The organism is Citrobacter sp. Cpo065, assembly GCF_030332805.1.
Taxonomy (GTDB): Bacteria; Pseudomonadota; Gammaproteobacteria; order Enterobacterales; family Enterobacteriaceae; genus Citrobacter; species Citrobacter portucalensis.
In genome coordinates this window covers 340,151-365,834 of the sequence record NZ_JAOWHC010000020.1, presented here as the reverse complement: position 1 = coordinate 365,834, position 25,684 = coordinate 340,151, and the positions used below count along the sequence as shown (strand labels likewise).

The window sequence follows — 25,684 nt, the reverse complement described above, 5'->3', positions numbered from 1 at the left end:
TCTATGCTAACAGTACCGGGATTGTGCTGGCTATGCCGAATGCCCCTGACGTTAGGGCATTGGGGGATCTGCTCAGTCTGTACGCGGGCAACGCGTCAACACGCCAGCCTGTGCCCTCAATGTGGACTCCCTGCCGCTCATACCGTCATTCCCTGTGGGCGCTGCCTGCAAAAACCGCCGCCGTGGCAGAGACTGGTTACCGTCAGCGACTATGTTCCGCCGTTGAGCGGGCTTATCCACCAGCTCAAGTTTTCACGACGCAGCGAAACAGCCTCCGCTCTTTCACGTTTGTTGTTGCTGGAGGTACTACAGGCCCGGCGCACCAGCGGCCTTCCTCTACCGGACAGGCTGGTCAGCGTCCCGCTCTGGCAACGTCGACACTGGCGCAGAGGGTTTAATCAGAGCGATTTACTGTGCCGTCCGCTGGCACGCTGGCTGGGTTGCGACTGGGACAGCCGGACCATCTCGCGGGTTCGGGCAACCGCCACACAGCACCATCTCAGCGCCCGATTACGTAAACGTAATCTGAAAAATGCCTTTCGCCTTGAATTGCCGGTGCAGGGACTCCATATGGTTATTGTGGATGATGTCGTCACTACCGGAAGTACCGTCGCGGAAATCGCGCAGCTGCTTTTACGCAACGGCGCGGCGACTGTCCAGGTATGGTGCCTGTGTCGAACCTTGTAGAGCCTCGATGATGGGCGTATTATAACCAAGTAAAATAGTCAACTATTAGGCCATTACTATGATCCATATTTCCGATGCTGCACAAGCGCACTTTGCCAAACTGCTGGCAAATCAGGAAGAAGGGACACAAATCCGCGTATTTGTGATTAATCCCGGCACGCCTAACGCTGAATGCGGCGTTTCTTATTGTCCGCCGGACGCCGTGGAAGCAACCGACACCGCCATTAAATTTGACCTGCTGACCGCATATGTTGATGAACTGAGCGCACCGTATCTGGAAGATGCAGAAATCGATTTCGTTACCGACCAGTTAGGCTCCCAGCTGACCCTGAAAGCACCAAACGCCAAAATGCGTAAAGTTGCCGATGATGCGCCGCTGATGGAACGCGTGGAGTACATGCTGCAATCGCAGATCAACCCACAGCTGGCTGGCCACGGTGGTCGTGTCTCTCTGATGGAAATCACCGATGAAGGCTACGCCATTCTGCAGTTTGGCGGCGGCTGTAACGGCTGTTCAATGGTAGATGTAACGCTGAAAGAAGGTATCGAGAAGCAGCTGCTGGCTGAATTCCCTGAACTGAAAGGCGTTCGCGATTTAACCGAACACCAGCGCGGCGAGCACTCTTACTACTAACGCCCGAACCTGTAGAGTATCCGTAGGCCCGATAAGACGCACCCGCGTCGCTATCGGGCATTGCTGCCGAATGGCAGCGTAACGGCCTACAACACTGCATTTCTCTGCCTGTGCCCTGCAACAATCCCCCGCATAATTTGACCAGCCTCTCATATTTTAAATTTTGCCTGTCCAGGTGATTTTCAAGCGTAGCATGTTACCCGTATCATTCGTATCAGCACCTAATACACACATAATAGCCAGTTAAACTGATTAGTTTTGAAGGCAACCAGCATTGGTGCTGAGAATACTCTGTTCCCGGTCGGGACAATCGGAATTTGTCATCTAAACACTGACGTTACCCATAACAAAGTAAAGGCCAGGTAAATCATGCCATTAGTCATCGTTGCTATCGGTGTAATCTTGTTACTCCTCCTGATGATCCGTTTCAAAATGAACGGCTTCATCGCTCTCGTCCTGGTGGCGCTTGCTGTCGGATTGATGCAAGGGATGCCACTGGATAAAGTCATCGGTTCGATTAAAGCCGGCGTCGGCGGAACCCTTGGCAGCCTCGCCCTGATTATGGGTTTTGGCGCCATGCTGGGCAAAATGCTGGCGGACTGCGGCGGCGCACAGCGCATCGCAACCACGCTGATTGCTAAATTCGGCAAAAAACACATTCAGTGGGCAGTGGTATTAACCGGATTCACCGTCGGTTTTGCTCTGTTCTACGAAGTCGGCTTCGTGCTGATGCTGCCGCTGGTATTCACCATTGCTGCCGCTGCTAACATCCCGCTGCTGTACGTTGGTGTGCCGATGGCGGCTGCGCTGTCCGTTACTCACGGCTTCCTGCCGCCGCACCCGGGTCCAACCGCTATTGCCACCATTTTCCACGCAGACATGGGTAAAACTCTGCTGTTTGGTACGATTCTGGCAATCCCGACCGTTATTCTCGCCGGTCCGGTATACGCGCGTTTCCTGAAAGGCATCGATAAGCCAATCCCGGAAGGTCTGTACAGCGCAAAAACCTTCACTGAAGAAGAGATGCCAGGCTTTGGCGTCAGCGTCTGGACCTCTCTGGTCCCGGTTATCCTGATGGCAATGCGCGCCGTGGCGGAGATGATTCTGCCGAAAGGTCATGCTTTCCTGACGGTTGCAGAATTCCTCGGTGACCCGGTCATGGCAACGCTGATTGCAGTGCTGATTGCGATGTTCACTTTTGGTCTGAACCGCGGACGTTCGATGGATCAGATTAACGACACGCTGGTGTCCTCAATCAAAATCATCGCGATGATGCTGTTGATCATCGGTGGTGGCGGTGCCTTCAAACAGGTTCTGGTTGATAGCGGGGTGGACAAATACATCGCTTCAATGATGCACGGCTCTAACGTTTCTCCGCTGCTGATGGCATGGTCTATCGCTGCAGTACTGCGTATCGCACTGGGTTCCGCAACCGTTGCAGCGATTACTGCAGGTGGGATTGTGGCACCGCTGATTGCAACGACCGGCGTAAGCCCTGAGCTGATGGTTATTGCGGTTGGTTCCGGTTCCGTCATCTTCTCCCACGTGAACGATCCTGGGTTCTGGCTGTTCAAGGAGTACTTCAACCTGACCATCGGTGAAACCATCAAGTCATGGTCAATGTTGGAAACCATTATCTCCGTCTGCGGTCTGGTAGGGTGTCTGCTGCTGGGTATGGTGGTCTGATAAAACTGAGCCTGATGGCGCTACGCTTTTCAGGCCTACGTGCTACGAGCCATCACCATAAAAAAGCCGGGGAAATCCCCGGCTTTTTTACTTCTTCTTCGCGGCCGCTTTTCGCCGCTTATCCAAATCCTTAATCAGCTTATTCACGCCTTCATCGGCGAACATCTGTTCCAGCGTGGCGGTGAGCTTACGCCGCCAGTTTTTGTACTGGTCGCTGGTCCCCGGAATGTTGACCGGCTCAGCCATATCCAGCCAGTCTTCCGGTTGCAGGCCCAGCAGCGCACTGTTGCTGTCAGCGATGTAGCGTTGCATGCCGCGATTCAGAATCGGCGTCATCGACATCAGGGACGCCTTGTGACCGGCACGTTTTGGCAGGCAGCCGTATTTGTGCAGCGCGTCCAGCAGCCCTTGTTTCGCCAGTTCCCGGTCCTGATACAACCCGCGCAGCACGACTTCATCCGGATACAGGCCCAGTGCTTTACCTAGCGTCAGATCGCCGCTATCCCAATAACCTTTAAGCGTAGGAAGGTCATGCGTCGCCGCGACTGCCATTGATTGTTCCGGGTACGCTTTCGGCGCACGGAAGTTTTTCTCATGGTCATTCTCAAAATAAAGCACTTTGTAGGAGTAGACGCCGCTGTCACGCAGCTTGCTGACGATCTCCACCGGCACGGTACCCAGATCTTCACCAATCACCATGCAGTGGTGACGTTTACTCTCCAGCGCCAGAATTGACAGCAGATCATCGACCGGATAATGCACGTAGGCACCGTGATCGGCTGTTTCACCGTAAGGGATCCACCACAGACGCAGCATCGACATAACATGGTCGATACGCAACGCGCCGCAGTTCTGCATATTGGCGCGCAGCAGTTCGATAAACGGCTCGTAAGCGCGTGCCGTGATGATGTGCGGATCCATCGGCGGCAGTCCCCAGTTTTGCCCAAGCGGACCGAGAATATCCGGCGGTGCGCCAACTGAAGCTTTCAGGCAATACAACTCGCGGTCGCACCAGGTTTCCGCCCCGCCTTCGGCCACGCCAACGGCCAGGTCGCGATACAGCCCTATTGGCATTGCAAAGCCCTGGCTGATTTTCCAGCAGTCAGCAAACTGGGTATACGCCAGCCACTGCAACCACAGGTAGAAATCTACGTCATCACGATGTTCTTCGCAGAAGCGTTTTACCTCTGGCGAGTCCACTGACTGGAAAACTTCTGGCCACACCGGCCAGCCCCAGCGCAATGCGTCCTCTTTCACCTGATGCGCATGCAGCGCATCAAAGGCCGCCTGCCAGTAGAGGCTATCCCCTTCCTGAGCCACAAACTGGCGAAATACCGCCATCTGCTCATCATCACGCGCAGAGAAGCTTTTCCACGCCATACGTAGTGCCGTCATCTTCAGTGCGGTAACAGCAGAATAATCAACCCACTCGGCATCGCGGGCGCGTTGCAGAGCTTGCTGAGTCGCGGGTTTCTTCCACCACGCCTGCGCCTCTTTACTCAGACGGAAATCATCTACGGCGTTTACATCAATATAAATAACGTTCAACCAGCGACGTGACGACGGGCTGTACGGGCTGGCACTCTCCGGATTCGCCGGATACAGCGCGTGAATCGGGTTAAGCCCGATAAACGCGCCGCCGCGTTGCGCCACATCCACCAGCATGGTGCGGAGATCGCCGAAATCGCCAACCCCCCAGTTCTTTTCCGATCGCAGGGTGTAGAGCTGAACACATGCGCCCCACAGCTTCTGCCCGGCTAACAACGCCTGCGGTTCATAGCAGCGCTTTGGTGCCACGATGATACGACAATGGGAACGCAGCTCGCCCTGGGTCAGGGTCAACGTGTGATACCCCTCCGGCAGCTTCGCCGGAAGGTTAAAAGATTTACCACCGACGGCATGCCCTTTGTGCTGCACGCCCTCTTCGGTGGTCAGCAGCCAGTTAAACTCTCCATTTCCCTCAACCGCCAGCGGCATTTTCTTGCCAGCGGTATAGACCATGACATTCGGCACCGGGGTTACCGCCACCTGAGTGGCAGCGGTGGTGCGATGCATGGCGTCAAGCAAACGCCGTTTGGTTTCGGCGCCAATAGACTGCGGTTTACCGTGGGCATTAATGTAATTGGGGCTGATCCCCGCCGCCAGCGCGGCATTATCCAGACGTTTGCTTTCCATCGCGATTCCTTAACGTTTCGCCTGCCAGATACGAGCCTGATAATCGCGGATGGAGCGATCCGAGCTGAACATGCCGCAACGCGCGGTATTCAGAATCGCCGCCCGGGTCCAGGCGTCCTGGTCACGATACAACACGTCAACCTGCTTCTGAGCTTCAACGTAGGCCGCGAAGTCCGCCATCACCAGATACGGATCGCCGCCCTGCTTGCCGATACTGTGCAGCATCTGGTCAAAGGCATGCTTGTCGCCATCGCTGTATTTCCCGCTTTCCAGCTCTTTCAGGACAGCATCCAGCACTTTGTCTTTTTTACGCCATTTCACCGGGTCGTAGCCTTTGGCTTTGAGCGCCTTCACCTCTTCCACGGTATGACCAAAGATAAAGATATTCTCGTCACCCACCTTCTCGGCGATTTCGACGTTTGCGCCATCCAGCGTACCTACGGTTAACGCACCGTTCAGCGCCAGCTTCATGTTACCGGTGCCGGAAGCCTCTTTCCCTGCGGTTGAAATCTGCTCAGAGATATCCGCCGCCGGGATCAGCATTTCCGCCGCCGAGACACAATAATCCGGCAGGAATACGACCTTCAGCTTGTCGCCGACTGTCGGGTCGTTATTGATGGTTTGTGCAACCTGGTTGATGGCGAAGATGATATTTTTCGCCAGGTAGTAACCCGGAGCAGCTTTTGCGCCAAACAGGAATACGCGCGGCACGCGATCTGCCTGCGGGTTCTCACGGATTTCTTTGTACAACGCCAGAATATGCAGCAGATTCAGGTGCTGGCGTTTGTACTCATGAAGACGTTTAATCTGAATATCAAAGATAGCGTTAGTCGTTATTTCAATACCGGTACGCGCTTTAATAAACTTCACCAGACGCTCTTTGTTCGCCAGCTTGATGTCACGATACTGCTGACGGAACTTCGCATCGTCCGCGTATTTTTCCAGGTTAATCAGCTGGTCGAGGTCGTTAGTCCACTCTTTTTTCAGCGATTTATCCAGCAGTGCGGCAAGCGCCGGGTTGCATTGCTTAATCCAGCGACGCGGAGTAATCCCGTTAGTGACGTTATGGAATTTGTTCGGCCAGAGCTGGTGATATTCCGGGAACAGATCTTTCACCACCAGATCGGAGTGCAGTGCCGCCACACCGTTGACCGCAAAACCGCTGACCACGCACATGTTGGCCATACGCACCTGTTTATTGTGCACCACTGCCAGCTTCGCCCAGACTTCAGCATCACCCGGCCAGGTTTTATCAACCAACGTCTTAAAGCGGTCGTTAATCTCTTTGATGATTTGCATGTGGCGCGGCAGGAGTGCTTTCACCAGTTTCTCATCCCAGCACTCTAACGCTTCCGGCATCAGGGTGTGGTTGGTGTAAGCGAAGGTCTTGCTGGTAATCGCCCACGCATCGTCCCAGCTCATCTGGTGCTCATCAATCAGCACGCGTAGCAGTTCAGGGATCGCGATAGTCGGGTGAGTATCGTTAAGTTGAATGACTTCGTAATCAGCCAGTTCGTGCAGCTTACGCCCTGCCAGATGATGGCGGCGCAGAATGTCGGCTACGGAGCAGGCGCACTGGAAGTACTGCTGCATCAGGCGCAGCTTTTTACCCGCGGTGTGGTTATCGTTCGGGTACAGCACTTTCGTCAGTTTTTCAGCGTCGATGCCCTGCTGCTCTGCGCGCAGGAAATCGCCGTCATTAAATTTGGTCAGGTTAAACGGGTGCGCATGGCTGGCCTGCCACAGACGCAGCGGTTGCGCTACGCCGTTACGGTAACCGAGAACCGGCAGATCCCAGGCCTGGCCGGTGATAGTAAACCCTGGCTCCCAGTGCCCTTCTTTGGTGACCTTGCCGCCAATCCCAACCTGCACATCCAGCGCCTCGTTGTGACGGAACCACGGGTAGCTGCCACGATGCCAGTCATCCGGGGCTTCCATCTGTTGGCCATCGGCAAACGACTGACGGAACAGGCCGTACTGGTAGTTGAGGCCATAGCCCGTCGCCGACTGGCCGACTGTCGCCATCGAATCAAGGAAGCAGGCCGCCAGGCGTCCCAATCCACCGTTACCCAACGCCGGATCGATCTCTTCTTCCAGCAGATCAGTCAGGTTGACGTCATGCGCTTTCAGCTCATCGCTCACCGCCTGATACCAGCCGAGGTTGAGTAAATTGTTGCCGGTCAGGCGACCAATCAAAAACTCCATTGAGATGTAGTTAACGTGACGCTGATTTTTTGCCGGTTTTGCCGCAGGCTGGGCGCTGAGTAACTCAGCCAACGCCCCACTCACTGCCTGCCACCACTGGCGCGACGTCATTTCTTGAGCCGACAGTAAACCGAAGCGCTGCCACTGACGCGTCAGGGCAGCCTGAAATTGATCTTTGTTGAAAGTAGGCTGTGACATAGGGGTTCCAGATCCTTAGGTAATAAAACAACGTTATCGCTAGTTTGCCTGGCTCGTTGTTGACATTCCTCATCCTGGCACGGATTAGGGAGGGAGGAGGAGCGGGGATGAGCATAAAAGTGTGATCGCTGCCACTTAAAGGTAGCGTAATCGCCCGTAAATTCGCGTAATCCCGCATAACGCCCAACGGACGACGCATTAATAGCAAGGGATAAATCGACAATATCAAATAGTGGGGTGACGGTGGGGAAACAATGTGTAAACAGAGAAATAGTTTCTAACCTGAAATACCTGGGCCAGATAAGATAATTCACATGAAACTTTTAAGTCGGCCACAAAATTCGGTGATATTCATTAGCTATTTGAGTAACCATATAAAAAGAGAGGGATTTTTCGACACAGTCAAAATTACAACGGATCCAGTCGCCACGCCTGTTGCGACTCTTTAAAGCATTTATTGCAATAGATGTATAGATTTGTGACATAGTGCAAAATCAGACACACAAAAAGTCCGCTTAGCTTGCATAAAACACCAATCTGGCCGACCTTATATCTATTAATTACGAAGCGCAAAAAAAATCATTCTTCCCTATTTTCACACAGTGAAGTGGCTAACTTATGTTGATTCCGTCTAAATTAAGTCGTCCGGTTCGACTCGACCATACGGTGGTTCGTGAGCGCCTGTTGGCTAAACTTTCCGGCGCGAACAATTTCAGGCTTGCCCTGATAACAAGTCCTGCTGGCTATGGAAAAACGACGCTGGTTTCACAATGGGCGGCAGGGAAAAATGATTTAGGCTGGTATTCTCTGGATGAGGGCGATAATCAGCAAGAGCGCTTTGCCAGTTATCTGATCGCCGCTATCCAACAGGCAACCGGTGGACACTGCACCACCAGCGAAGCGATGGTGCAAAAACGTCAGTACGCCAGCCTGACGTCACTGTTTGCCCAGCTATTTATCGAACTGGCCGAGTGGCACCGCCCGCTCTACCTGGTAGTAGATGATTATCATCTGATCTCTAATCCGGCCATTCACGAAGCGATGCGTTTCTTCCTGCGTCATCAGCCTGAGAACCTCACGCTGGTCGTGCTGTCACGTAACCTGCCGCAATTGGGCATTGCTAACCTGCGGGTACGCGACCAGCTGCTGGAGATAGGCAGCCAACAGTTAGCCTTTAACCATCAGGAAGCCAAACAATTTTTCGACCGACGTTTGTCCTCCCCCATCGAAGCAGCTGAAAGCAGCCGGATGTGCGATGACGTTGCTGGCTGGGCCACGGCATTACAACTGATCGCCCTTTCCGCCCGCCAGAACAATAACTCCGCTCACCAGTCGGCACGTCGCCTCGCCGGGATCAACGCCAGCCATCTGTCCGATTATCTGGTTGATGAAGTGCTGGACAGCGTTGACCTCGGCACCCGTCACTTCCTGCTAAAAAGCGCCATTCTGCGTTCCATGAACGATGCGCTAATCGTCCGCGTTACCGGGGAAGAAAACGGCCAGATGCGGCTGGAAGAAATTGAGCGCCAGGGGTTATTCCTACAGCGAATGGATGACGTTGGCGAGTGGTTCAGCTATCACCCGCTGTTTGGCAGCTTTTTACGCCAGCGCTGCCAATGGGAGCTGGCGAACGAACTGCCCGAAATACACCGCGCCGCAGCTGAAAGCTGGATGGCGCAAGGCTTCCCCAGCGAAGCTATCCACCACGCGCTGGCGGCCGGCGACGCCCATATGCTGCGCGATATCCTGCTTAATCATGCGTGGGGACTGTTTAACCATAGCGAGCTGACGTTACTGGAAGAGTCGCTGAAAGCCCTGCCGTGGGAAAGCCTGCTGGAAAATCCGCGTCTGGTTCTGCTCCAGGCCTGGCTGATGCAAAGCCAGCACCGCTACGGAGAGGTTAACACTCTGCTGGCGCGTGCTGAGCAGGAAATAAAAGGCGACATGGAGCCGACACTGCACGCCGAATTCAACGCCCTGCGGGCGCAGGTAGCGATTAACGACGGAAACCCTGACGAAGCCGAGCGTCTGGCGAAACTGGCGCTGGATGAGTTACCCATCGCCTGGTTCTATAGCCGTATCGTCGCCACCTCGGTGCACGGCGAAGTCCTGCACTGTAAGGGCGATCTCACGCGCTCTCTGGCGTTGATGCAGCAAACCGAGCAAATGGCCCGCCATCATGACGTCTGGCATTACGCACTGTGGAGTCTTATCCAGCAAAGCGAAATTTTGTTTGCCCAGGGCTTTTTACAGGCCGCCTGGGAAACTCAGGAAAAAGCGTTCCAGCTGATCAAAGAACAGCACCTGGAACAGCTGCCGATGCACGAATTCCTGGTACGTATTCGCGCGCAGCTACTGTGGGCATGGGCGCGTCTGGACGAATCAGAAGCCTCTGCCCGTAGCGGTATTGAACTGCTTTCCACCTTCCAGCCGCAGCAACAGCTACAGTGTCTGGCGCTGCTGGTTCAGTGTTCACTGGCACGGGGCGATCTCGATAACGCTCGCAGCCTGCTCAACCGTCTGGAAAACCTGTTGGGCAACGGTCACTATCACAGCGACTGGATCTCCAACGCCGATAAGGTGCGGGTGATTTACTGGCAAATGGTGGGCGACAAAAACTCGGCCGCCAACTGGCTGCGCCACACGCCGAAACCAGAATTCGCCAATAACCACTTCCTGCAAAGCCAGTGGCGCAACATCGCTCGTGCACAAATCCTGCTCGGAGAGTTTGAACCGGCTGAGATTGTGCTGGAAGAGTTGAATGAAAATGCGCGCAACCTGCGCCTGATGAGCGATCTGAACCGCAACCTGTTGCTGCTTAATCAGCTCTACTGGCAGGCAGGGCGCAAAAATGACGCCCAGCGTGTGTTACTCGACGCCCTACAGCTGGCGAACCGTACCGGGTTTATCAGCCACTTTGTTATCGAAGGCGAGGCCATGGCGCAACAACTGCGTCAGCTGATTCAGCTCAATACCTTACCGGAACTCGATCAGCACCGCGCCCAGCGCATTTTGCGTGAGATTAACCAGCATCACCGCCATAAATTTGCCCACTTCGATGAAGGGTTCGTTGAGCGTCTGCTTACTCACCCGGAAGTGCCGGAACTTATCCGCACCAGCCCGCTGACCCAGCGCGAATGGCAGGTTCTGGGACTGATTTATTCAGGCTACAGCAACGAGCAGATCGCCGGTGAGCTGGCCGTCGCGGCAACGACCATCAAGACGCACATCCGCAATTTGTACCAAAAGCTCGGCGTCGCACATCGCCAGGATGCGGTGCAACATGCGCAGAAGCTGCTGAAGATGATGGGGTACGGCGTTTAGTTAATGCCTGATACGCAACGCTTATCAGGCCTGGAATTACCTTAGCACAGCTCTAACTGGATATGATGGTCAGCAATCACCTGCATCACACCAGCAGGCGGCAGCGTATCGGTATACACCGCATCCACCATGCTGATACTGCCCATATTCACCATCGCGTTACGCCCAAACTTCGAGTGGTCCACCACCAGCATCACATGCCGTGAATTCTCAATGATCGCGCGTTTGGTACGAACTTCGTGATAATCAAACTCCAGCAGAGAACCATCGCTGTCGATGCCGCTGATCCCTAAGATGCCGAAGTCCAGACGGAACTGGGAAATAAAGTCGAGGGTCGCTTCGCCCATAATACCGCCATCGCGGCTACGCAGTTCACCACCGGCGAGGATTATGCGGAAATCCTCTTTCGCCATCAGCGTGTTCGCCACATTGAGGTTGTTGGTCACAATGCGTAAATTGCTGTGATTAAGCAGCGCGTGAGCCACCGCTTCCGGCGTGGTTCCGATATCAATAAACAGCGTAGAGCCGTTCGGGATCTGCGTGGCAACTTTGCGGGCAATGCGCTCTTTTTCCGCCGTCTGCGTCGCTTTACGGTCATGCCACGGGGTGTTGACCGAGCTGGATGGCAGCGCCGCGCCGCCGTGATGGCGCAAAATCATGTTCTGATCGGCCAGATCGTTAAGATCGCGGCGAATCGTCTGCGGGCTGACGGAGAAATGCTCCACCAGCTCTTCAGTACTGACGTATCCCTGTTTTTTTACCAGCTCGATGATCGCGTCATGTCGTTGTGTTTGCTTCATTAGTGTTCCCTGAAATTTTGCCGGATGCGCTAACGCTTATCCGGCCTACAAAGTTCGTTTCCGCACATTCATCGTATCGGCAAACGCCATTGCCAGACCCACGGCCAACCCGGCGATATGAGCGCCATTCGCCATCGACATGCCGAATAGATCAAACCAGCCGGCAACAATCCAGATCAAAGCAAAGATAATCAAACCACGCTGCAGGAAAATACCGCTTTGCGGATCGCGCTCGCCGCGCAACCACACGTAGCCCATCAGCGCATATACCACGCCAGACAGTCCACCAAACCACGGGCCGCTAAATTTCTGCTGAACATAGCCGCTCAACAGGGCGCTGATCACGGTAATTACAATCAGTTTTCCACTGCCCAGACGCTTTTCAACCGCACCGCCGAGATACCACCACCACAACAGGTTGAACAGAATATGCATCAGCGAGAAGTGCATAAAAGCGTGGGTGAAATAACGCCAGAATTCAAATTTCAGCGAAGGGTCAAACGGCCATGCCAGCCAGAGCATCACCGCCTGGTCGCCCAGCACGTTCATCGCGATAAACACCAGCACACACGCGGCCATCACCAACCAGGTTACCGGGCCTGCGCGTTCGCGCAATGTGGCCAGGAACGGATAACGCTGGTAGTGCAGACCGCTGTCGGTCTGACCCGACTGCCAGCTTGCCGCGAGGTAGCGCGGATCGCCCGGATTCTCCAGAAATCGCGCCAGTTCAGCATGCACGCGCTCGGCTTGGGACTCATCCGCCAGCCAGACATCCGTTTGCTGATGTTGTTGAATCGTCAGGATAACGCCCTGTGTCGCCATATAATCAACAAATGCCTGCGCCACGCGGGGGTTAGCAAAAGAGGTAATCATCAACATGGTTGCTGTCGCTTATTCCACACAAAAGAGGACAGTATATATATCCTGCCCGTTTCAGGCTGCATCTTTGTTAGCTTACGAACCGTATGCCACTTCTGCCGGAAAATGTCGATGCCAGGCGTCGAAGCCGCCATCAACGCTGTAAACCGCGTCATAGCCCTGCTGAAGAAGATATTGCGCCGCGCCTTTACTGCTGTTGCCGTGATAACACATCACCAACACAGCGGTGTCGAAATCATGCTCGCGCATAAATGACCCCAGCGTGTCGTTCGTCAGATGAAACGCCTGCGGGGCATGACCCATGGCATAGCTTTGCGGATCACGGATATCCACCAACACCGCGCTCCCCTGATGCAGCTTCTGATGCGCTTCTTCGACATTAATACATTCAAACTGATCCATTGCTCTCTCTTCTTTATATGGCAGGTGATGCTTTTCGGACATGTTACTGCTTAGTGTACGTCCCGACGGCAGTTAAACGCCATAATGTTATATGTATCACTGTAAATTGTTTATCCGATGTTACCAATGGCGCGATTCTTTGCTATTATGCTCGATAACGAACATTAATGAGCTATAACGAAAGTGCGAGAGGCCAGCATGGAAACCAAAGATCTGATTGTGATAGGTGGAGGCATCAACGGTGCCGGTATCGCGGCAGATGCCGCTGGACGCGGTTTATCCGTGCTGATGCTGGAAGCGCAGGATTTAGCCTGCGCCACCTCTTCCGCTAGCTCCAAACTCATCCACGGTGGCCTGCGCTACCTGGAACACTACGAATTTCGTCTGGTAAGCGAAGCGCTGGCCGAACGTGAAGTGCTGTTGAAAATGGCACCGCATATCGCCTTCCCGATGCGTTTTCGTCTGCCCCACCGCCCGCATCTGCGTCCGGCGTGGATGATCCGCATTGGTTTGTTTATGTACGATCATCTGGGCAAACGCACCAGTTTGCCAAGTTCTACCGGTTTGCGTTTTGGCGCAGATTCCGTAATGAAACCTGAGATTGTGCGCGGTTTCGAATATTCCGACTGCTGGGTAGACGATGCGCGACTGGTTTTGGCAAACGCCCAAATGGTCGTACGCAAAGGCGGAGAAGTATTAACCCGCACTCGCGCCACTTCTGCTCGCCGTGAAAACGGTTTGTGGATTGTTGAAGCTGAAGATATCGATACCGGCAAAAAATACACCTGGCAGGCGCGTGGCCTGGTCAACGCCACCGGTCCGTGGGTGAAAGAGTTCTTCGACGACGGTATGCACCTGCCATCACCGTACGGCATTCGCCTGATTAAAGGCAGCCACATCGTAGTGCCGCGCGTACATACCCAGAAGCAAGCTTATATTCTGCAAAACGAAGATAAGCGTATTGTGTTTGTTATCCCATGGATGGACGAATTCTCGATCATCGGTACGACAGACGTTGAATACAAAGGCGATCCGAAAGCAGTGAAAATTGATGAAAGCGAAATCAATTACCTGCTGAAGGTCTACAACGCGCACTTTAAGAAGCAACTGGGCCGTGATGATATCGTCTGGACTTACTCAGGCGTGCGTCCGCTGTGCGATGACGAGTCTGACTCACCGCAGGCGATCACCCGTGATTACACGCTGGATATCCACGACGAAAACGGCAAAGCGCCGTTGCTGTCGGTCTTTGGCGGTAAGCTGACCACCTATCGTAAGCTTGCTGAGCACGCGATGGAAAAACTGGCATCGTACTATCAGGGAATTGGTCCGGCATGGACGAAAGAGTGCATTCTGCCTGGCGGTGACATTGGCGGCGATCGCGAAGATTACGCGGCCAAACTGCGCCGCCGCTACCCGTTCCTGACCGAGTCGCTGGCACGCCATTATTCTCGCACCTACGGCAGCAACACCGAATGGGTTATCGGCGAAGCCACCTCGCTTGCCGAGTTAGGTGAAGACTTTGGCCATGAGTTTTATGAGGCCGAACTGAAATATCTGGTCGATCATGAATGGGTTCGTCGTGCGGAAGATGCGTTGTGGCGTCGCACGAAAGAAGGTATGTGGCTGAACGCTGAGCAGCAGTCGCGTATGACCCAGTGGCTGGCGGAGTACATTGAAAAACACCAGCTGTCGCTGGCGTCCTGATAAAAATGCCGGATGCGGCTAGCGCCTTATCCGGCCTACAAGAGTGCATAAACGTAGGCCGGGCAAGCGAAGCGCCCCCGGCATCGTGTGTTACAACCGCACCGAATCAATATGCCAGATGTTTTCGGCGTACTCTTTGATCGTCCTGTCCGACGAGAAGTACCCCATGTTGGCAATATTAATCATCGACTTGGTGGTCCACTCTTCCGGGTGACGATACAGTTCATCAACCTTATCCTGGCAATCCACGTAGCTGCGATAATCCGCCAGAACCTGATAGTGGTCGCCAAAGTTAATCAGCGAATCCACCAGGTCGCGATAGCGTCCCGGCTCCTCAGGGCTGAATACGCCGCTGCCGATCTGCGTCAGCACCTGGTGCAGCTCTTCGTCTTTCTCGTAATACTCACGCGGCTTGTAGCCCTGGCTGCGTAAAGCCTCGACTTCTTCCGCCGTATTACCAAAGATAAAGATATTTTCTGCGCCCACATGCTCCAGCATCTCAACGTTGGCACCGTCCAGCGTCCCGATGGTCAGCGCACCGTTAAGAGCAAATTTCATATTACTGGTACCGGAGGCTTCGGTCCCGGCCAGAGAAATCTGCTCAGAAAGGTCGGCGGCAGGAATAATCACCTGCGCCAGGCTGACGCTGTAGTTGGGGATAAACACCACTTTCAGCTTGTCGCCAATTTGCGGATCGTTGTTGATCACTTTGGCGACGTCGTTGATCAGGTGAATGATGTGTTTCGCCATGTAATAAGCCGAAGCCGCTTTACCGGCGAAGATATTCACACGTGGTACCCACTCAGCATCAGGATCGGCCTTAATGCGATTGTAGCGGGTGATCACATGCAGCACGTTCATCAACTGGCGTTTGTATTCGTGAATACGCTTGATCTGCACATCAAACAGCGATTTCGGGTTCACCACCACGTTAAGCTGCTGGGCAATGAGCGTGGCCAGTCGCTTTTTGTTCTCGAGCTTCGCACGACGCACCGCCTGATTTACCAGCGGGTAATCGCAATGCTGCTCAAGCTCGCTGAGCTGGCTGAGATCGGTTCGCCAGGTGCGGCCAATGTTCTCATCCAGCACTTCAGAGAGCGACGGGTTAGCCAGCGCCAGCCAGCGGCGCGGCGTCACGCCGTTGGTAACGTTGCAAAAGCGAGTCGGGAAAATCTTCGCAAAATCAGCAAACAGCGACTGCACCATCAGGTTGGAGTGCAGCTCGGAAACGCCGTTAACCTTGTGGCTCACCACCACCGCCAGCCATGCCATACGTACGCGGCGGCCATTAGATTCATCGATAATCGACGTCCTACCCAGCAGGCTGGTATCGTTCGGGTACTGTTCCTGCAACGTCTTCAGGAAGTAGTCATTGATTTCGAAGATGATTTGCAGATGACGCGGCAGAATTTTGCCCAGCATATCGACGGGCCATGTCTCCAGCGCTTCGCTCATCAGGGTGTGGTTGGTATACGAGAAGACCTGGCAGCAGACCTCAAACGCATCGTCCCAACTGAACTTGTGTTCATCGATCAGCAGGCGCATCAGCTCAGGAATCGACAGCACCGGATGGGTGTCGTTGAGGTGAATGGCGATTTTATCCGCCAGATTGTCGTAGGTTTTGTGCAGTTGGTAATGACGGCTCAGGATGTCCTGCACCGTGGAAGAGACGAGGAAATACTCCTGGCGCAAACGTAGTTCGCGTCCCGAATAGGTGGAGTCATCTGGGTAAAGTACGCGGGAAACGTTCTCGGAGTGGTTTTTATCTTCCACCGCCGCAAAGTAGTCGCCCTGGTTAAATTTACCGAGATTAATCTCGCTACTGGCCTGGGCATTCCACAGGCGCAGCGTGTTGGTGGCGTCGGTGTCGTAGCCGGGGATAATCTGGTCGTAGGCGACCGCGAGGATCTCTTCGGTTTCTATCCAGCGCGTTTTCTTGCCTTCCTGCTGAATGCGACCGCCAAAACGCACTTTGTAGCGCGTGTTGTGGCGTTTGAATTCCCACGGGTTACCGTATTCCAGCCAGTAGTCAGGCGACTCTTTCTGGCGGCCATCAACAATGTTCTGCTTGAACATGCCGTAGTCATAACGAATACCGTAACCGCGTCCCGGCAATCCCAGCGTTGCCAGAGAGTCCAGGAAGCAGGCCGCCAGGCGCCCGAGACCGCCATTGCCAAGACCTGGGTCGTTTTCTTCGTCGATCAGATCTTCAAGATCCAACCCCATACCTTCCAGCGCATTTTTGACATCGTCATAAATGCCCAGCGATAACAGTGCATTGGAAAGCGTGCGGCCAATCAGAAACTCCATAGACAAGTAATAGACCTGACGAGTTTCCTGAGATAATTGCGCACGGTTAGAACGCAGCCAGCGCTCCACGAGACGGTCGCGCACCGCGAACAACGTGGCGTTCAGCCACTCATGTTTATTGGCAATGACCGGGTCCTTACCAATCGTGAACATCAGCTTATAGGCAATAGAATGCTTAAGTGCCTCTACGCTGAGTGTGGGCGATGCATAAGTAAATGGAGCATTCATATAGGTGATTCCTGGATATCTATTTCAAGCGATAGTAAAGCTCACGGTATGACTTCGCCGCGACTTGCCAGCTAAAATCCATGGTCATGGCCTGACGTTGTACAAACCGCCAAAGCGAAGGCCGGGACCACAATACGAAAGCACGCCGGATCGCGCGTAACAGCGACCAGGCATTACTATCTTCAAATACAAACCCACTGGCGATACCGTCCGCCAGGTTTTCCAGCGAACTGTCAGAGACTGTATCAGCCAGCCCACCGGTGCGCCGCACCAGCGGCAGCGTGCCGTACTTCAGTCCATACAACTGCGTTAAGCCACACGGCTCAAAACGGCTGGGAACCAATATCACATCGGCCCCACCCATGATGCGGTGCGAGAAGGCTTCGTGATAGCCGATCTGCACACCCACCTGTCCTGGATGTTCCGCCGCTGCGGCGAGGAATCCTTCCTGTAATACCGGATCACCCGCGCCTAACAATGCCAGCTGTCCACCCTGCTCTAACAACCCCGGCAGCGCTTCCAGCACCAGATCCAGCCCTTTTTGACTGGTCAGACGGCTCACCACGGCAAACAGCGGTACTTTATCGTTGACCTTAAGTCCCATCGCTATCTGAAGCTGACGTTTGTTTTCTGCCTTCTCCTCCAGCGTGTCGCGCGTATATCGCGATGCCAGCAGGAGATCGGTTTCCGGGCTCCAGATTTTTTCATCAACGCCGTTCAGCACGCCGGAAAGACGGCCTTCACGATGACGCTGCTGCAACAGACCTTCCATCCCGTAGGCAAACTGCGGCTCGGTAATTTCCCGCGCGTAGGTCGGACTGACCGCCGTAATGTGGTCGGCGTAGTACAACCCTGCCTTCAGAAACGAAATCTGCCCGTTAAACTCCAGTCCGTGCACATTAAAGAACGACCATGGCAATTGGATGTCATCCATATGCTTTGCATAAAACATGCCTTGATACGCCAGGTTGTGGACGGTGAATACCGATTTCGCCGGATGGCCGCGCGCCGCCAGATACGCCGGAGCCAGACCCGCATGCCAGTCGTGCGCATGCACCACATCCGGGCGCCAGAATGGGTCAAGGCCACAGGCCATTTCACAGCCAACCCAGCCCAGCAATGCAAAACGCTGCACGTTATCGGTATACGCAAACAGGTTAGTGTCGTGATACGGGCTACCGGGGCGGTCATAGAGATGCGGCGCGTCAATCAGGTAAATACCCACGCCGTTGAAATGCCCGAACAGCAGCGTGATACGTCCGGCGAAGGTATCCCGACGCGTTACAACCTGCGCATCGGGAATGCCGCGACGAATATCAGGAAACGCCGGGAGCAGCACGCGGGCATCCACGCCGTCCGCTATTTGCGCTGCGGGTAACGCCCCAATAACATCCGCCAGTCCCCCGGTTTTTAATAGGGGGAACATCTCTGAACAAACGTGTAAAACCTGCATTATCGCTCCTGTTTGATCTGCAGTTTGCGTAGCATTTCACGCGTGACCAGCACAATACCTTCCTCTGAACGGTAGAAACGACGCGCATCTTCTTCCGCGTTTTCACCAATCACCATGCCTTCGGGAATAATGCAGGCGCGGTCGATAATGCAACGACGTAAGCGGCACGAACGTCCCACCCACACTTCAGGTAACAACACTGCCGAATCAATGTTACAGAATGAATTCACCCGCACTCGCGGGAACAGAACGGACTGCACCACCACCGAACCTGAAATTATGCATCCGCCAGAAACCAGCGAGTTCAGCGTCATTCCGTGGCTGCCGGAACGGTCCTGAACAAATTTCGCCGGTGGCAGCGATTCCATGTGCGTACGGATTGGCCAATCCTGGTCGTACATGTCCAGTTCAGGCGTCACCGAAGCCAGATCGAGGTTCGCCTTCCAGTAGGCTTCCAGCGTACCCACGTCACGCCAGTACGGCTCGGATTCCGGGTCAGACTGCACGCAGGACAACGGGAATGGGTGTGCATACGCCATGCCAGCTTCGGTGATTTTCGGGATAATGTCTTTACCGAAATCGTGACTGGAGTTTTCATCGAGGTCATCTTCCGCCAGCAATTCATACAGGTAATCGGCGTTGAAAACGTAGATCCCCATACTGGCAAGAGATTTGGTCGGGTCACCTGGCATGGCTGGCGGGTTGGCGGGTTTTTCAACGAACTCGATAATTTTATCGGTGTCGTCCACGTCCATTACGCCAAACGCGCTGGCCTCTTCAATAGGCACTGGCATACAGGCCACGGTGCAACGCGCGCCTTTCTCGACGTGGTCGATCAGCATGCGTGAGTAGTCCTGCTTGTAGATATGATCGCCCGCGAGGATCACCACATATTCCGCTTTATAGCGTCGAATGATGTCCAGGTTTTGGGTCACCGCATCCGCCGTACCGCGATACCAGTTTTCACCCTGCATTCTCTGCTGGGCAGGCAGCAGATCGACAAACTCGTTCATCTCTTCGCTAAAGAACGACCAGCCGCGCTGAATATGCTGCACCAGCGTGTGGGACTGGTACTGGGTGATCACGCCAATACGGCGGATCCCGGAGTTAATACAGTTGGATAAGGCAAAATCGATAATGCGGAACTTACCGCCAAAGTGCACAGCAGGTTTGGCACGTTTGTTGGTTAAATCTTTTAAGCGGGTACCGCGGCCACCGGCCAGGATCAGGGCAACAGATTTTAATGGCAGCTGGCGCGCCAACATTACACGATCGTTCTTCTCTAAACTCACCATGACTAACTCCTTTTTTATCTTCTCTGGAACACACACAGTCCGTGCGCAGGTCCCTGCCAGACAGCCGTAAGCACCGGATTATCCTCTCCGGCAAATGGGGGAACGGCGCACCATTCCCCTTCAGGTAAAACGATATCTGTCACCTCAAGCGTGGCATTTATTGCAATCAGAAAACGGTCTGAAAGCAGGATTTGCATCTGCCTCGGGCCGTTTTGCCACTCATCCGCACTTAAGGGTTGTGCGTACTTATTCAGCCAACGAACATTGCCATCGCCCTCTTCCCACCAGCGATCACCCGTTAGTGCAGGAATTTGCTGGCGAAGATGGATCAGGGCAGCGGTAAATGTGGTTAGTCCGCTGTTTGCCTGCTGCCAGTCCAGCCAGGTCAGGGCGTTATCCTGGCAGTAAGCGTTATTGTTGCCGTGCTGGCTATGACCATGCTCATCGCCCGCCAGCAACATCGGCGTCCCCTGGGAGAGCAACAGCGTGGATAACAGCGCATGAATGCTGTCGCGCCGCCGCTCAATCAGGTCCAGCGTGCCGCCTAATCCTTCTTTACCATGATTGTCGCTGTAGTTATTGCTAGTGCCGTCGCGATTTTCCTCACCATTCGCTTCATTGTGCTTATTTGTGAAGCACACACAGTCGCGTAGCGTAAAACCGTCGTGCGCAGTCACCAGATTGACCGTCGCGCTGGGCTTGCGACCATCGCGTTTAAACACGTCGCTTGATGCGGCAAAACGCCCGGCAAACTCACCCAACGAGAGATTACACTGGAGCCAGAAGCGTCGGGTCGCATCGCGGAAATGGTCATTCCACTCGGCAAACGGCGGGGGGAAATTCCCCACCTGATACCCGCCTTCACCAATATCCCACGGTTCCGCAATCAGCTTAACGCGTGAGAGCAGCGGACAGTTTTGGATCGCGGTAAACAGTGGCGCATCCTGACGAAACGCAGGTGTACGCCCCATGACGGAAGCCAAATCAAAACGAAAACCATCCACATGGCAGGTTTCAACCCAGTAGCGCAGGCATTCACATGCGTATTCCACAACACCCGGATGGCTCAGATTGAGGGTGTTCCCACAACCGGTCCAGTTGTAGTAATCACCATCGTCCCTGATCCAATAATAGCTACGGTTATCAATTCCGCGCAGCGAGAAGACGGGGCCTTCGAGATCCAGCTCGGCGCTGTGGTTCAAAACGATATCGAGAATGACCTCAATCCCCGCTTTGTGCAGCGCTTTTACCGCGTCGCGAAACTCATCAAGCGCACTCTCCGGCGAACAGGCATAGGCCGGATGCAGCGCGAACATCGCTACCGGGTTGTAGCCCCAATAGTTCGACAGCCCCAGCCGCTGAAGCCGTGGTTCGCTGGCAAAATGCGCCACCGGCAGCAGCTCCAGCGCGGTAATGCCGAGGCGCTTGAAGTAATCGATCATCACTGGATGGCCCAGCGCTTTGTAGGTTCCGCGAATCTCTTCCGGCAGCTCAGGATGCAAATACGTCAACCCTTTGACATGCGCTTCGTAAATCACGGTATTGCCCCACGGCGTGCGCGGCGGGGTATCATCCTCCCAGTCATAATGATCGGACACCACCACGCCCTTCAGCGCGATGGTGGCATTATCATGATGATCCGGTTCATTTAGCCCACCGTGCAGCAGCGGGTTATCTTTTAACTCGCCATCCACCCGACGGGCGCAAGGGTCAAGCAGCAGCTTGGCCGGATTAAACCGGTGGCCCTGCTGCGGTTGCCATGGGCCATGAACACGATAGCCATAGCGCAGACCGGGCCGGGCGTTGGCCAGATAGCCATGCCAGACATCACCGCTACGCCCCGGCAGGTCATAGCGAAGTTCACACCCTTGCTCATCGAATACGCATAATTCAACGCGTTCAGCGTGGGCCGAGAAGAGTGTGAAATTGACACCATGGCCGTCATACGTTGCACCATGGGGGGTGGCGTTGCCGGTTGCCAGTTGCGTCATTACCCCTCCCTGACCAGCCAGATCGTTGCCAACGGCGGTAACGTGAGGCTCAGTGAGTGCTGACGACCATGGCTGGCGATTTCATCGCTGTGCACCGCACCGCCGTTGCCGGTATTGCTACCGTGGTAATGCATCGAGTCGGTATTGAGGATCTCGCGCCATTTGCCTGGCTGATTGATACCGAAGCGATAGCCGTGGCGGGGCACAGGCGTAAAGTTGCTGACCACGATGATTTCATTGCCGACCTTGTCACGACGCACGAAAGCCAGCACCGAACGTTCGTTGTCATCTACCACCAGCCATTCAAAACCATAGGCGTCAAAGTCGAGCTCGTGCAGCGCTTTGTGATGACGGTAGGTGTGGTTCAGATCGCGCACCAGACGCTGTACGCCGTGGTGCCAGTTATCGCCACCTTCCAGCAGGTGCCAGTCGAGGCTGGCGTCATGGTTCCATTCACGTCCCTGCGCAAACTCGTTGCCCATAAACAGCAGTTTTTTGCCCGGGAAGGCCCACATCCAGCCGTAGTAGGCGCGCAGGTTGGCAAACTTCTGCCATGCGTCTCCCGGCATGCGATCGAGAATGGATTTTTTACCGTGTACCACTTCATCATGCGACAGCGGCAGGACGAAGTTTTCGGTGTAGTTGTACAGCATGCCGAAGGTCAGCTTGTCGTGATGGTACTGACGATGAATCGGATCCAGCTTCATGTAGTCCAGCGTGTCGTGCATCCAGCCGAGGTTCCACTTATACCAAAACCCTAAACCGCCCATATCCTGTGGTCTTGAAACGCCGGCAAAGTCGGTCGACTCTTCCGCCATGCTCACCGCACCAGGCACCTGCTCGCCAAGAATGCGGTTGGTATTGCGCAAAAATTCAATGGCTTCGAGGTTTTCACGACCACCAAATTCGTTTGGGATCCATTCCCCTTCTTTGCGGCTGTAGTCGCGATAAATCATCGACGCCACGGCATCCACGCGCAGCGCGTCAATACCAAAGCGTTCAATCCAGTACAGAGCATTACCCACTAGGTAGTTGCTGACTTCACGGCGACCATAGTTGTAGATCAGCGTGTTCCAGTCCTGGTGATATCCTTCGCGCGGGTCGCTGTGCTCATACAGGTTGGTGCCATCAAACTCTGCCAAACCAAAGTCGTCCGACGGGAAATGACCCGGCACCCAGTCGAGAATGACGTTCAGCCCCGCATGATGCGCGGCATTCACGAAATAGCGGAAATCATCGCGCGTCCCGAAGCGACGGGTCGGCGCATACATGCCGGTAGGCTGGTAGCCCCAGCTACCGTCGAACGGATGCTCGTTAATCGGCAACAGTTCGAGGTGGGTAAAGCCCATCCATTTGGCGTACGGCACCAACTGATCCGCCAGCTCGCGGTAGCTCAGCCAGAAGTTGTTATCGGTATGACGACGCCATGACCCCAGGTGAACTTCATAGATAGAGATCGGTGCATCAAACTGGTTGGCTTTTTTGCGCGCCTCGCTTTGCACTACTTTTTCCGGCAGACCACAGATAAGCGACGCGGTTTCCGGACGCATTTGCGCTTCGAAGGCGTAAGGGTCCGCTTTGATTCGCAGCTTACCGTTGGCATCGATCATCTCGTATTTATACAGCTGACCATGCTGCGCGCCGGGGATAAACAGCTCCCAGATACCGCTTTCTTTGCGCAGGCGCATTGGGTGGCGACGGCCATCCCAGTAGTTGAACTGCCCAACCACTGACACGCGTTGAGCGTTAGGCGCCCAGACTGAGAAGCGCGTACCGGTTACGCCATCCATGGTATCCGCATGCGCACCCAGCGTTTCGTAAGGTCGCAGGTGCGTACCTTCAGATAACAGCCAGGCATCCATATCCTGGATCAGCGGACCAAAACGATAAGGGTCATCAATCAGATTCTGCTGTCCATGCCAGACAACGGCCAACTGATAGCGAAAGAAATTTTTACGGCGGGGAAGTACTGCACAGAAAAAACCGCGAGAGTCGAGGCAATCCAGCTTGCCGACTTTGCGTCCGGTTTTGGGTTCGATCACCCACACTTCGGTGGCGTCAGGTAATAGGGCGCGGACTTCAAGTCCAGCATCAGTTTGGTGCATACCGAGTACGGAAAAAGGATCCGCAAAATGGCCTGCAATTAGCGCATTAATCACGTCTCTATCGATACGAACGGACATGGTTGTCATCCTGTTTTATGGCGTCACCCCTTCCAACTGATTTTCGACATCAGGTAGTGACACTTTTTTTGACCTGAACGGCGCAGCACAATTGTGCATCCTCTCTGCGTCGTCCCACCTTCAGGCAACAACTTAATACCTCCGGTACTAAGTCACCCTTAAAGAATAGCCAATGCTTTATCTTACTCCTGGTAAAAAATGAAACATCTGCGCTTACTCCTGTATTACGCAAAAAAAGGGGTGATTCCTCACCCCTTTATCGTTAACAAACTATTACGCCAATTGGCGCAGCATACGGCGCAATGGCTCCGCAGCACCCCACAGCAACTGGTCGCCCACAGTAAAGGCTGACAGGAACTCCGGTCCCATGTTCAGCTTACGCAGACGGCCTACTGGCGTGGTCAGCGTGCCGGTAACGGCCGCCGGGGTTAACTCACGCATGGTGATATCCCGATCGTTTGGCACAACTTTGGCCCACGGATTGTGCGCCGCCAGCAGTTCTTCCACGGTCGGAATAGACACATCTTTTTTCAGTTTAATGGTGAACGCCTGGCTGTGGCAGCGCAGCGCACCGACGCGCACGCACAGACCATCAACCGGGATCACGGAAGACGTGTTGAGAATTTTGTTGGTTTCCGCCTGTCCCTTCCACTCTTCACGGCTCTGACCGTTATCGAGCTGTTTGTCGATCCACGGAATCAGGCTACCGGCCAGCGGTACGCCAAAGTTATCAACCGGCAATTCGCCGCTGCGGGACAGGGTCGTCACTTTACGTTCGATGTCGAGAATAGCAGAGGAAGGGGTCGCCAGTTCCTCGGCCACATGGCCATACAGATGACCCATCTGAGACAGCAGTTCACGCATATGGCGCGCGCCGCCGCCGGAAGCCGCCTGATAGGTCGCCACGGAAACCCAGTCAACCAGGTCATTGGCAAACAGGCCACCGAGGGACATCAGCATCAGGCTAACGGTACAGTTGCCGCCAACAAAGGTCTTAATGCCTTTGTTCAGGCCGTCGGTGATGACATCCTGGTTAACCGGATCGAGAATAATGATGGCATCGTCTTTCATACGCAGCGAAGAGGCTGCGTCAATCCAGTAACCCTGCCAACCGCTTTCACGAAGCTTTGGATAGATTTCGTTGGTATAATCGCCGCCCTGACAGGTCACGATGATATCGAGCGCCTTCAGCGCATCCAGATCAAAAGCGTCCTGAAGTGTGCCGGTCGCGGTGCCACCGAACGTCGGTGCCGCCTGCCCAAGCTGGGAAGTAGAAAAGAAAACAGGGCGAATGGCGTCGAAGTCACGCTCCTCAACCATGCGTTGCATGAGAACAGAGCCGACCATACCGCGCCAGCCGATAAAACCAACATTTTTCATAGCGTTTTTTCCTGCAGAGATGTGTGCTGTGTATGCTAACCAGTATCCTACTGGCCTATCCTTCACCATACAAAAAGCAGCCAAAGTCGCAAGTGAAATTAATCAATGATAGCGAAGCCATCAGTAATGCGACTTATCCCGCTGCGC

16 protein-coding genes are annotated in these 25,684 nt (G+C 54.4%); 5 read left to right on the top strand and 11 right to left on the bottom strand.

Annotated elements, in window-relative coordinates; genetic code table 11:
* Positions 1 to 3: 3 nt before the first annotated feature.
* From gntX to gntT, 3 genes are all read left to right on the top strand, one after another.
* Positions 4 to 687, top strand: a complete 684-nt coding sequence (gntX, locus tag OGY68_RS04585; protein WP_008786337.1) for a DNA utilization protein GntX — start codon at positions 4 to 6, stop codon at positions 685 to 687.
* Positions 688 to 745: 58 nt separating this feature from the next.
* Positions 746 to 1,321: a Fe-S biogenesis protein NfuA gene (nfuA, locus tag OGY68_RS04580; RefSeq protein ID WP_003023509.1), complete on the top strand. Its 576-nt coding sequence runs from the start codon at positions 746 to 748 to the stop codon at positions 1,319 to 1,321.
* 369 nt (positions 1,322 to 1,690) lie between these two features.
* Positions 1,691 to 3,007: a gluconate transporter gene (gene gntT / locus OGY68_RS04575; RefSeq protein WP_003023507.1), complete on the top strand. Its 1,317-nt coding sequence runs from the start codon at positions 1,691 to 1,693 to the stop codon at positions 3,005 to 3,007.
* 87 nt (positions 3,008 to 3,094) lie between these two features.
* On the opposite strand, the gene malQ is transcribed toward gntT, so the two are convergent.
* The gene (malQ, locus tag OGY68_RS04570) at positions 3,095 to 5,182 is read right to left on the bottom strand and encodes a 4-alpha-glucanotransferase (protein WP_057067159.1); all 2,088 of its coding nucleotides are present in this window, start codon (positions 5,180 to 5,182) and stop codon (positions 3,095 to 3,097) included.
* 9 nt (positions 5,183 to 5,191) lie between these two features.
* Positions 5,192 to 7,585 carry a maltodextrin phosphorylase gene (malP, locus tag OGY68_RS04565; RefSeq protein ID WP_057067160.1) on the bottom strand — a complete coding sequence of 798 codons (2,394 nt, stop codon included), beginning with the start codon at positions 7,583 to 7,585 and terminating at the stop codon, positions 5,192 to 5,194.
* 618 nt (positions 7,586 to 8,203) lie between these two features.
* On the opposite strand from malP, the gene malT reads away from it, so the two are divergent.
* Entirely contained in the window at positions 8,204 to 10,909 is a 2,706-nt protein-coding gene (malT, locus tag OGY68_RS04560) for an HTH-type transcriptional regulator MalT (protein ID WP_008786340.1), read from the top strand.
* A 41-nt stretch (positions 10,910 to 10,950) separates the two neighbouring features.
* On the opposite strand, the gene OGY68_RS04555 is transcribed toward malT, so the two are convergent.
* From OGY68_RS04555 to glpE, 3 genes are all read right to left on the bottom strand, one after another.
* Positions 10,951 to 11,709 carry a DeoR/GlpR family transcriptional regulator gene (locus OGY68_RS04555; RefSeq protein ID WP_003023499.1) on the bottom strand — a complete coding sequence of 253 codons (759 nt, stop codon included), beginning with the start codon at positions 11,707 to 11,709 and terminating at the stop codon, positions 10,951 to 10,953.
* 45 nt (positions 11,710 to 11,754) lie between these two features.
* A complete protein-coding gene (gene glpG, locus OGY68_RS04550) occupies positions 11,755 to 12,588 on the bottom strand; it encodes a rhomboid family intramembrane serine protease GlpG (protein WP_032945236.1) in 834 nt (277 codons plus the stop codon).
* 75 nt (positions 12,589 to 12,663) lie between these two features.
* Complete coding sequence (gene glpE, locus OGY68_RS04545) at positions 12,664 to 12,990, bottom strand: thiosulfate sulfurtransferase GlpE (RefSeq protein WP_003827629.1); 327 nt, start codon at positions 12,988 to 12,990, stop codon at positions 12,664 to 12,666.
* A gap of 198 nt (positions 12,991 to 13,188) precedes the next feature.
* Between glpE and glpD the strand changes: the two genes are divergently transcribed.
* Positions 13,189 to 14,697 (top strand): glycerol-3-phosphate dehydrogenase, encoded by a 1,509-nt coding sequence (gene glpD / locus OGY68_RS04540; RefSeq protein ID WP_008786343.1) that lies wholly within the window; start codon positions 13,189 to 13,191, stop codon positions 14,695 to 14,697.
* Between the two features lie 90 nt (positions 14,698 to 14,787).
* On the opposite strand, the gene glgP is transcribed toward glpD, so the two are convergent.
* The 6 genes from glgP to asd all read right to left on the bottom strand — a co-directional run bounded on the left by glgP (position 14,788) and on the right by asd (position 25,537).
* Complete coding sequence (glgP, locus tag OGY68_RS04535) at positions 14,788 to 17,235, bottom strand: glycogen phosphorylase (protein WP_043018590.1); 2,448 nt, start codon at positions 17,233 to 17,235, stop codon at positions 14,788 to 14,790.
* Between the two features lie 19 nt (positions 17,236 to 17,254).
* Complete coding sequence (gene glgA / locus OGY68_RS04530) at positions 17,255 to 18,688, bottom strand: glycogen synthase GlgA (RefSeq protein WP_003827622.1); 1,434 nt, start codon at positions 18,686 to 18,688, stop codon at positions 17,255 to 17,257.
* Positions 18,688 to 19,983 carry a glucose-1-phosphate adenylyltransferase gene (gene glgC, locus OGY68_RS04525; RefSeq protein WP_057067161.1) on the bottom strand — a complete coding sequence of 432 codons (1,296 nt, stop codon included), beginning with the start codon at positions 19,981 to 19,983 and terminating at the stop codon, positions 18,688 to 18,690. The genes glgA and glgC overlap by 1 nt, the downstream gene beginning before the upstream one ends.
* A 14-nt stretch (positions 19,984 to 19,997) precedes the next feature.
* Positions 19,998 to 21,974: a glycogen debranching protein GlgX gene (gene glgX / locus OGY68_RS04520; RefSeq protein ID WP_286580175.1), complete on the bottom strand. Its 1,977-nt coding sequence runs from the start codon at positions 21,972 to 21,974 to the stop codon at positions 19,998 to 20,000.
* The gene (glgB, locus tag OGY68_RS04515) at positions 21,974 to 24,157 is read right to left on the bottom strand and encodes a 1,4-alpha-glucan branching enzyme (RefSeq protein ID WP_057067163.1); all 2,184 of its coding nucleotides are present in this window, start codon (positions 24,155 to 24,157) and stop codon (positions 21,974 to 21,976) included. Before glgB ends, glgX begins: the two co-directional genes overlap by 1 nt.
* A gap of 273 nt (positions 24,158 to 24,430) precedes the next feature.
* Positions 24,431 to 25,537 (bottom strand): aspartate-semialdehyde dehydrogenase, encoded by a 1,107-nt coding sequence (gene asd, locus OGY68_RS04510; RefSeq protein WP_003827614.1) that lies wholly within the window; start codon positions 25,535 to 25,537, stop codon positions 24,431 to 24,433.
* Positions 25,538 to 25,684 lie beyond the last annotated feature (147 nt).

Excerpts from the sequence above, each read along its gene's own strand:
- gntX (WP_008786337.1), top strand. The coding sequence starts at position 4 with ATGCTAACAGTACCGGGATTGTGCTGGCTATGCCGAATGCCCCTGACG.
- nfuA (WP_003023509.1), top strand. The coding sequence starts at position 746 with ATGATCCATATTTCCGATGCTGCACAAGCGCACTTTGCCAAACTGCTG.
- gntT (WP_003023507.1), top strand. The coding sequence starts at position 1,691 with ATGCCATTAGTCATCGTTGCTATCGGTGTAATCTTGTTACTCCTCCTG.
- malQ (WP_057067159.1), bottom strand. The coding sequence starts at position 5,182 with ATGGAAAGCAAACGTCTGGATAATGCCGCGCTGGCGGCGGGGATCAGC.
- malP (WP_057067160.1), bottom strand. The coding sequence starts at position 7,585 with ATGTCACAGCCTACTTTCAACAAAGATCAATTTCAGGCTGCCCTGACG.
- malT (WP_008786340.1), top strand. The coding sequence starts at position 8,204 with ATGTTGATTCCGTCTAAATTAAGTCGTCCGGTTCGACTCGACCATACG.
- OGY68_RS04555 (WP_003023499.1), bottom strand. The coding sequence starts at position 11,709 with ATGAAGCAAACACAACGACATGACGCGATCATCGAGCTGGTAAAAAAA.
- glpG (WP_032945236.1), bottom strand. The coding sequence starts at position 12,588 with ATGTTGATGATTACCTCTTTTGCTAACCCCCGCGTGGCGCAGGCATTT.
- glpE (WP_003827629.1), bottom strand. The coding sequence starts at position 12,990 with ATGGATCAGTTTGAATGTATTAATGTCGAAGAAGCGCATCAGAAGCTG.
- glpD (WP_008786343.1), top strand. The coding sequence starts at position 13,189 with ATGGAAACCAAAGATCTGATTGTGATAGGTGGAGGCATCAACGGTGCC.
- glgP (WP_043018590.1), bottom strand. The coding sequence starts at position 17,235 with ATGAATGCTCCATTTACTTATGCATCGCCCACACTCAGCGTAGAGGCA.
- glgA (WP_003827622.1), bottom strand. The coding sequence starts at position 18,688 with ATGCAGGTTTTACACGTTTGTTCAGAGATGTTCCCCCTATTAAAAACC.
- glgC (WP_057067161.1), bottom strand. The coding sequence starts at position 19,983 with ATGGTGAGTTTAGAGAAGAACGATCGTGTAATGTTGGCGCGCCAGCTG.
- glgX (WP_286580175.1), bottom strand. The coding sequence starts at position 21,974 with ATGACGCAACTGGCAACCGGCAACGCCACCCCCCATGGTGCAACGTAT.
- glgB (WP_057067163.1), bottom strand. The coding sequence starts at position 24,157 with ATGTCCGTTCGTATCGATAGAGACGTGATTAATGCGCTAATTGCAGGC.
- asd (WP_003827614.1), bottom strand. The coding sequence starts at position 25,537 with ATGAAAAATGTTGGTTTTATCGGCTGGCGCGGTATGGTCGGCTCTGTT.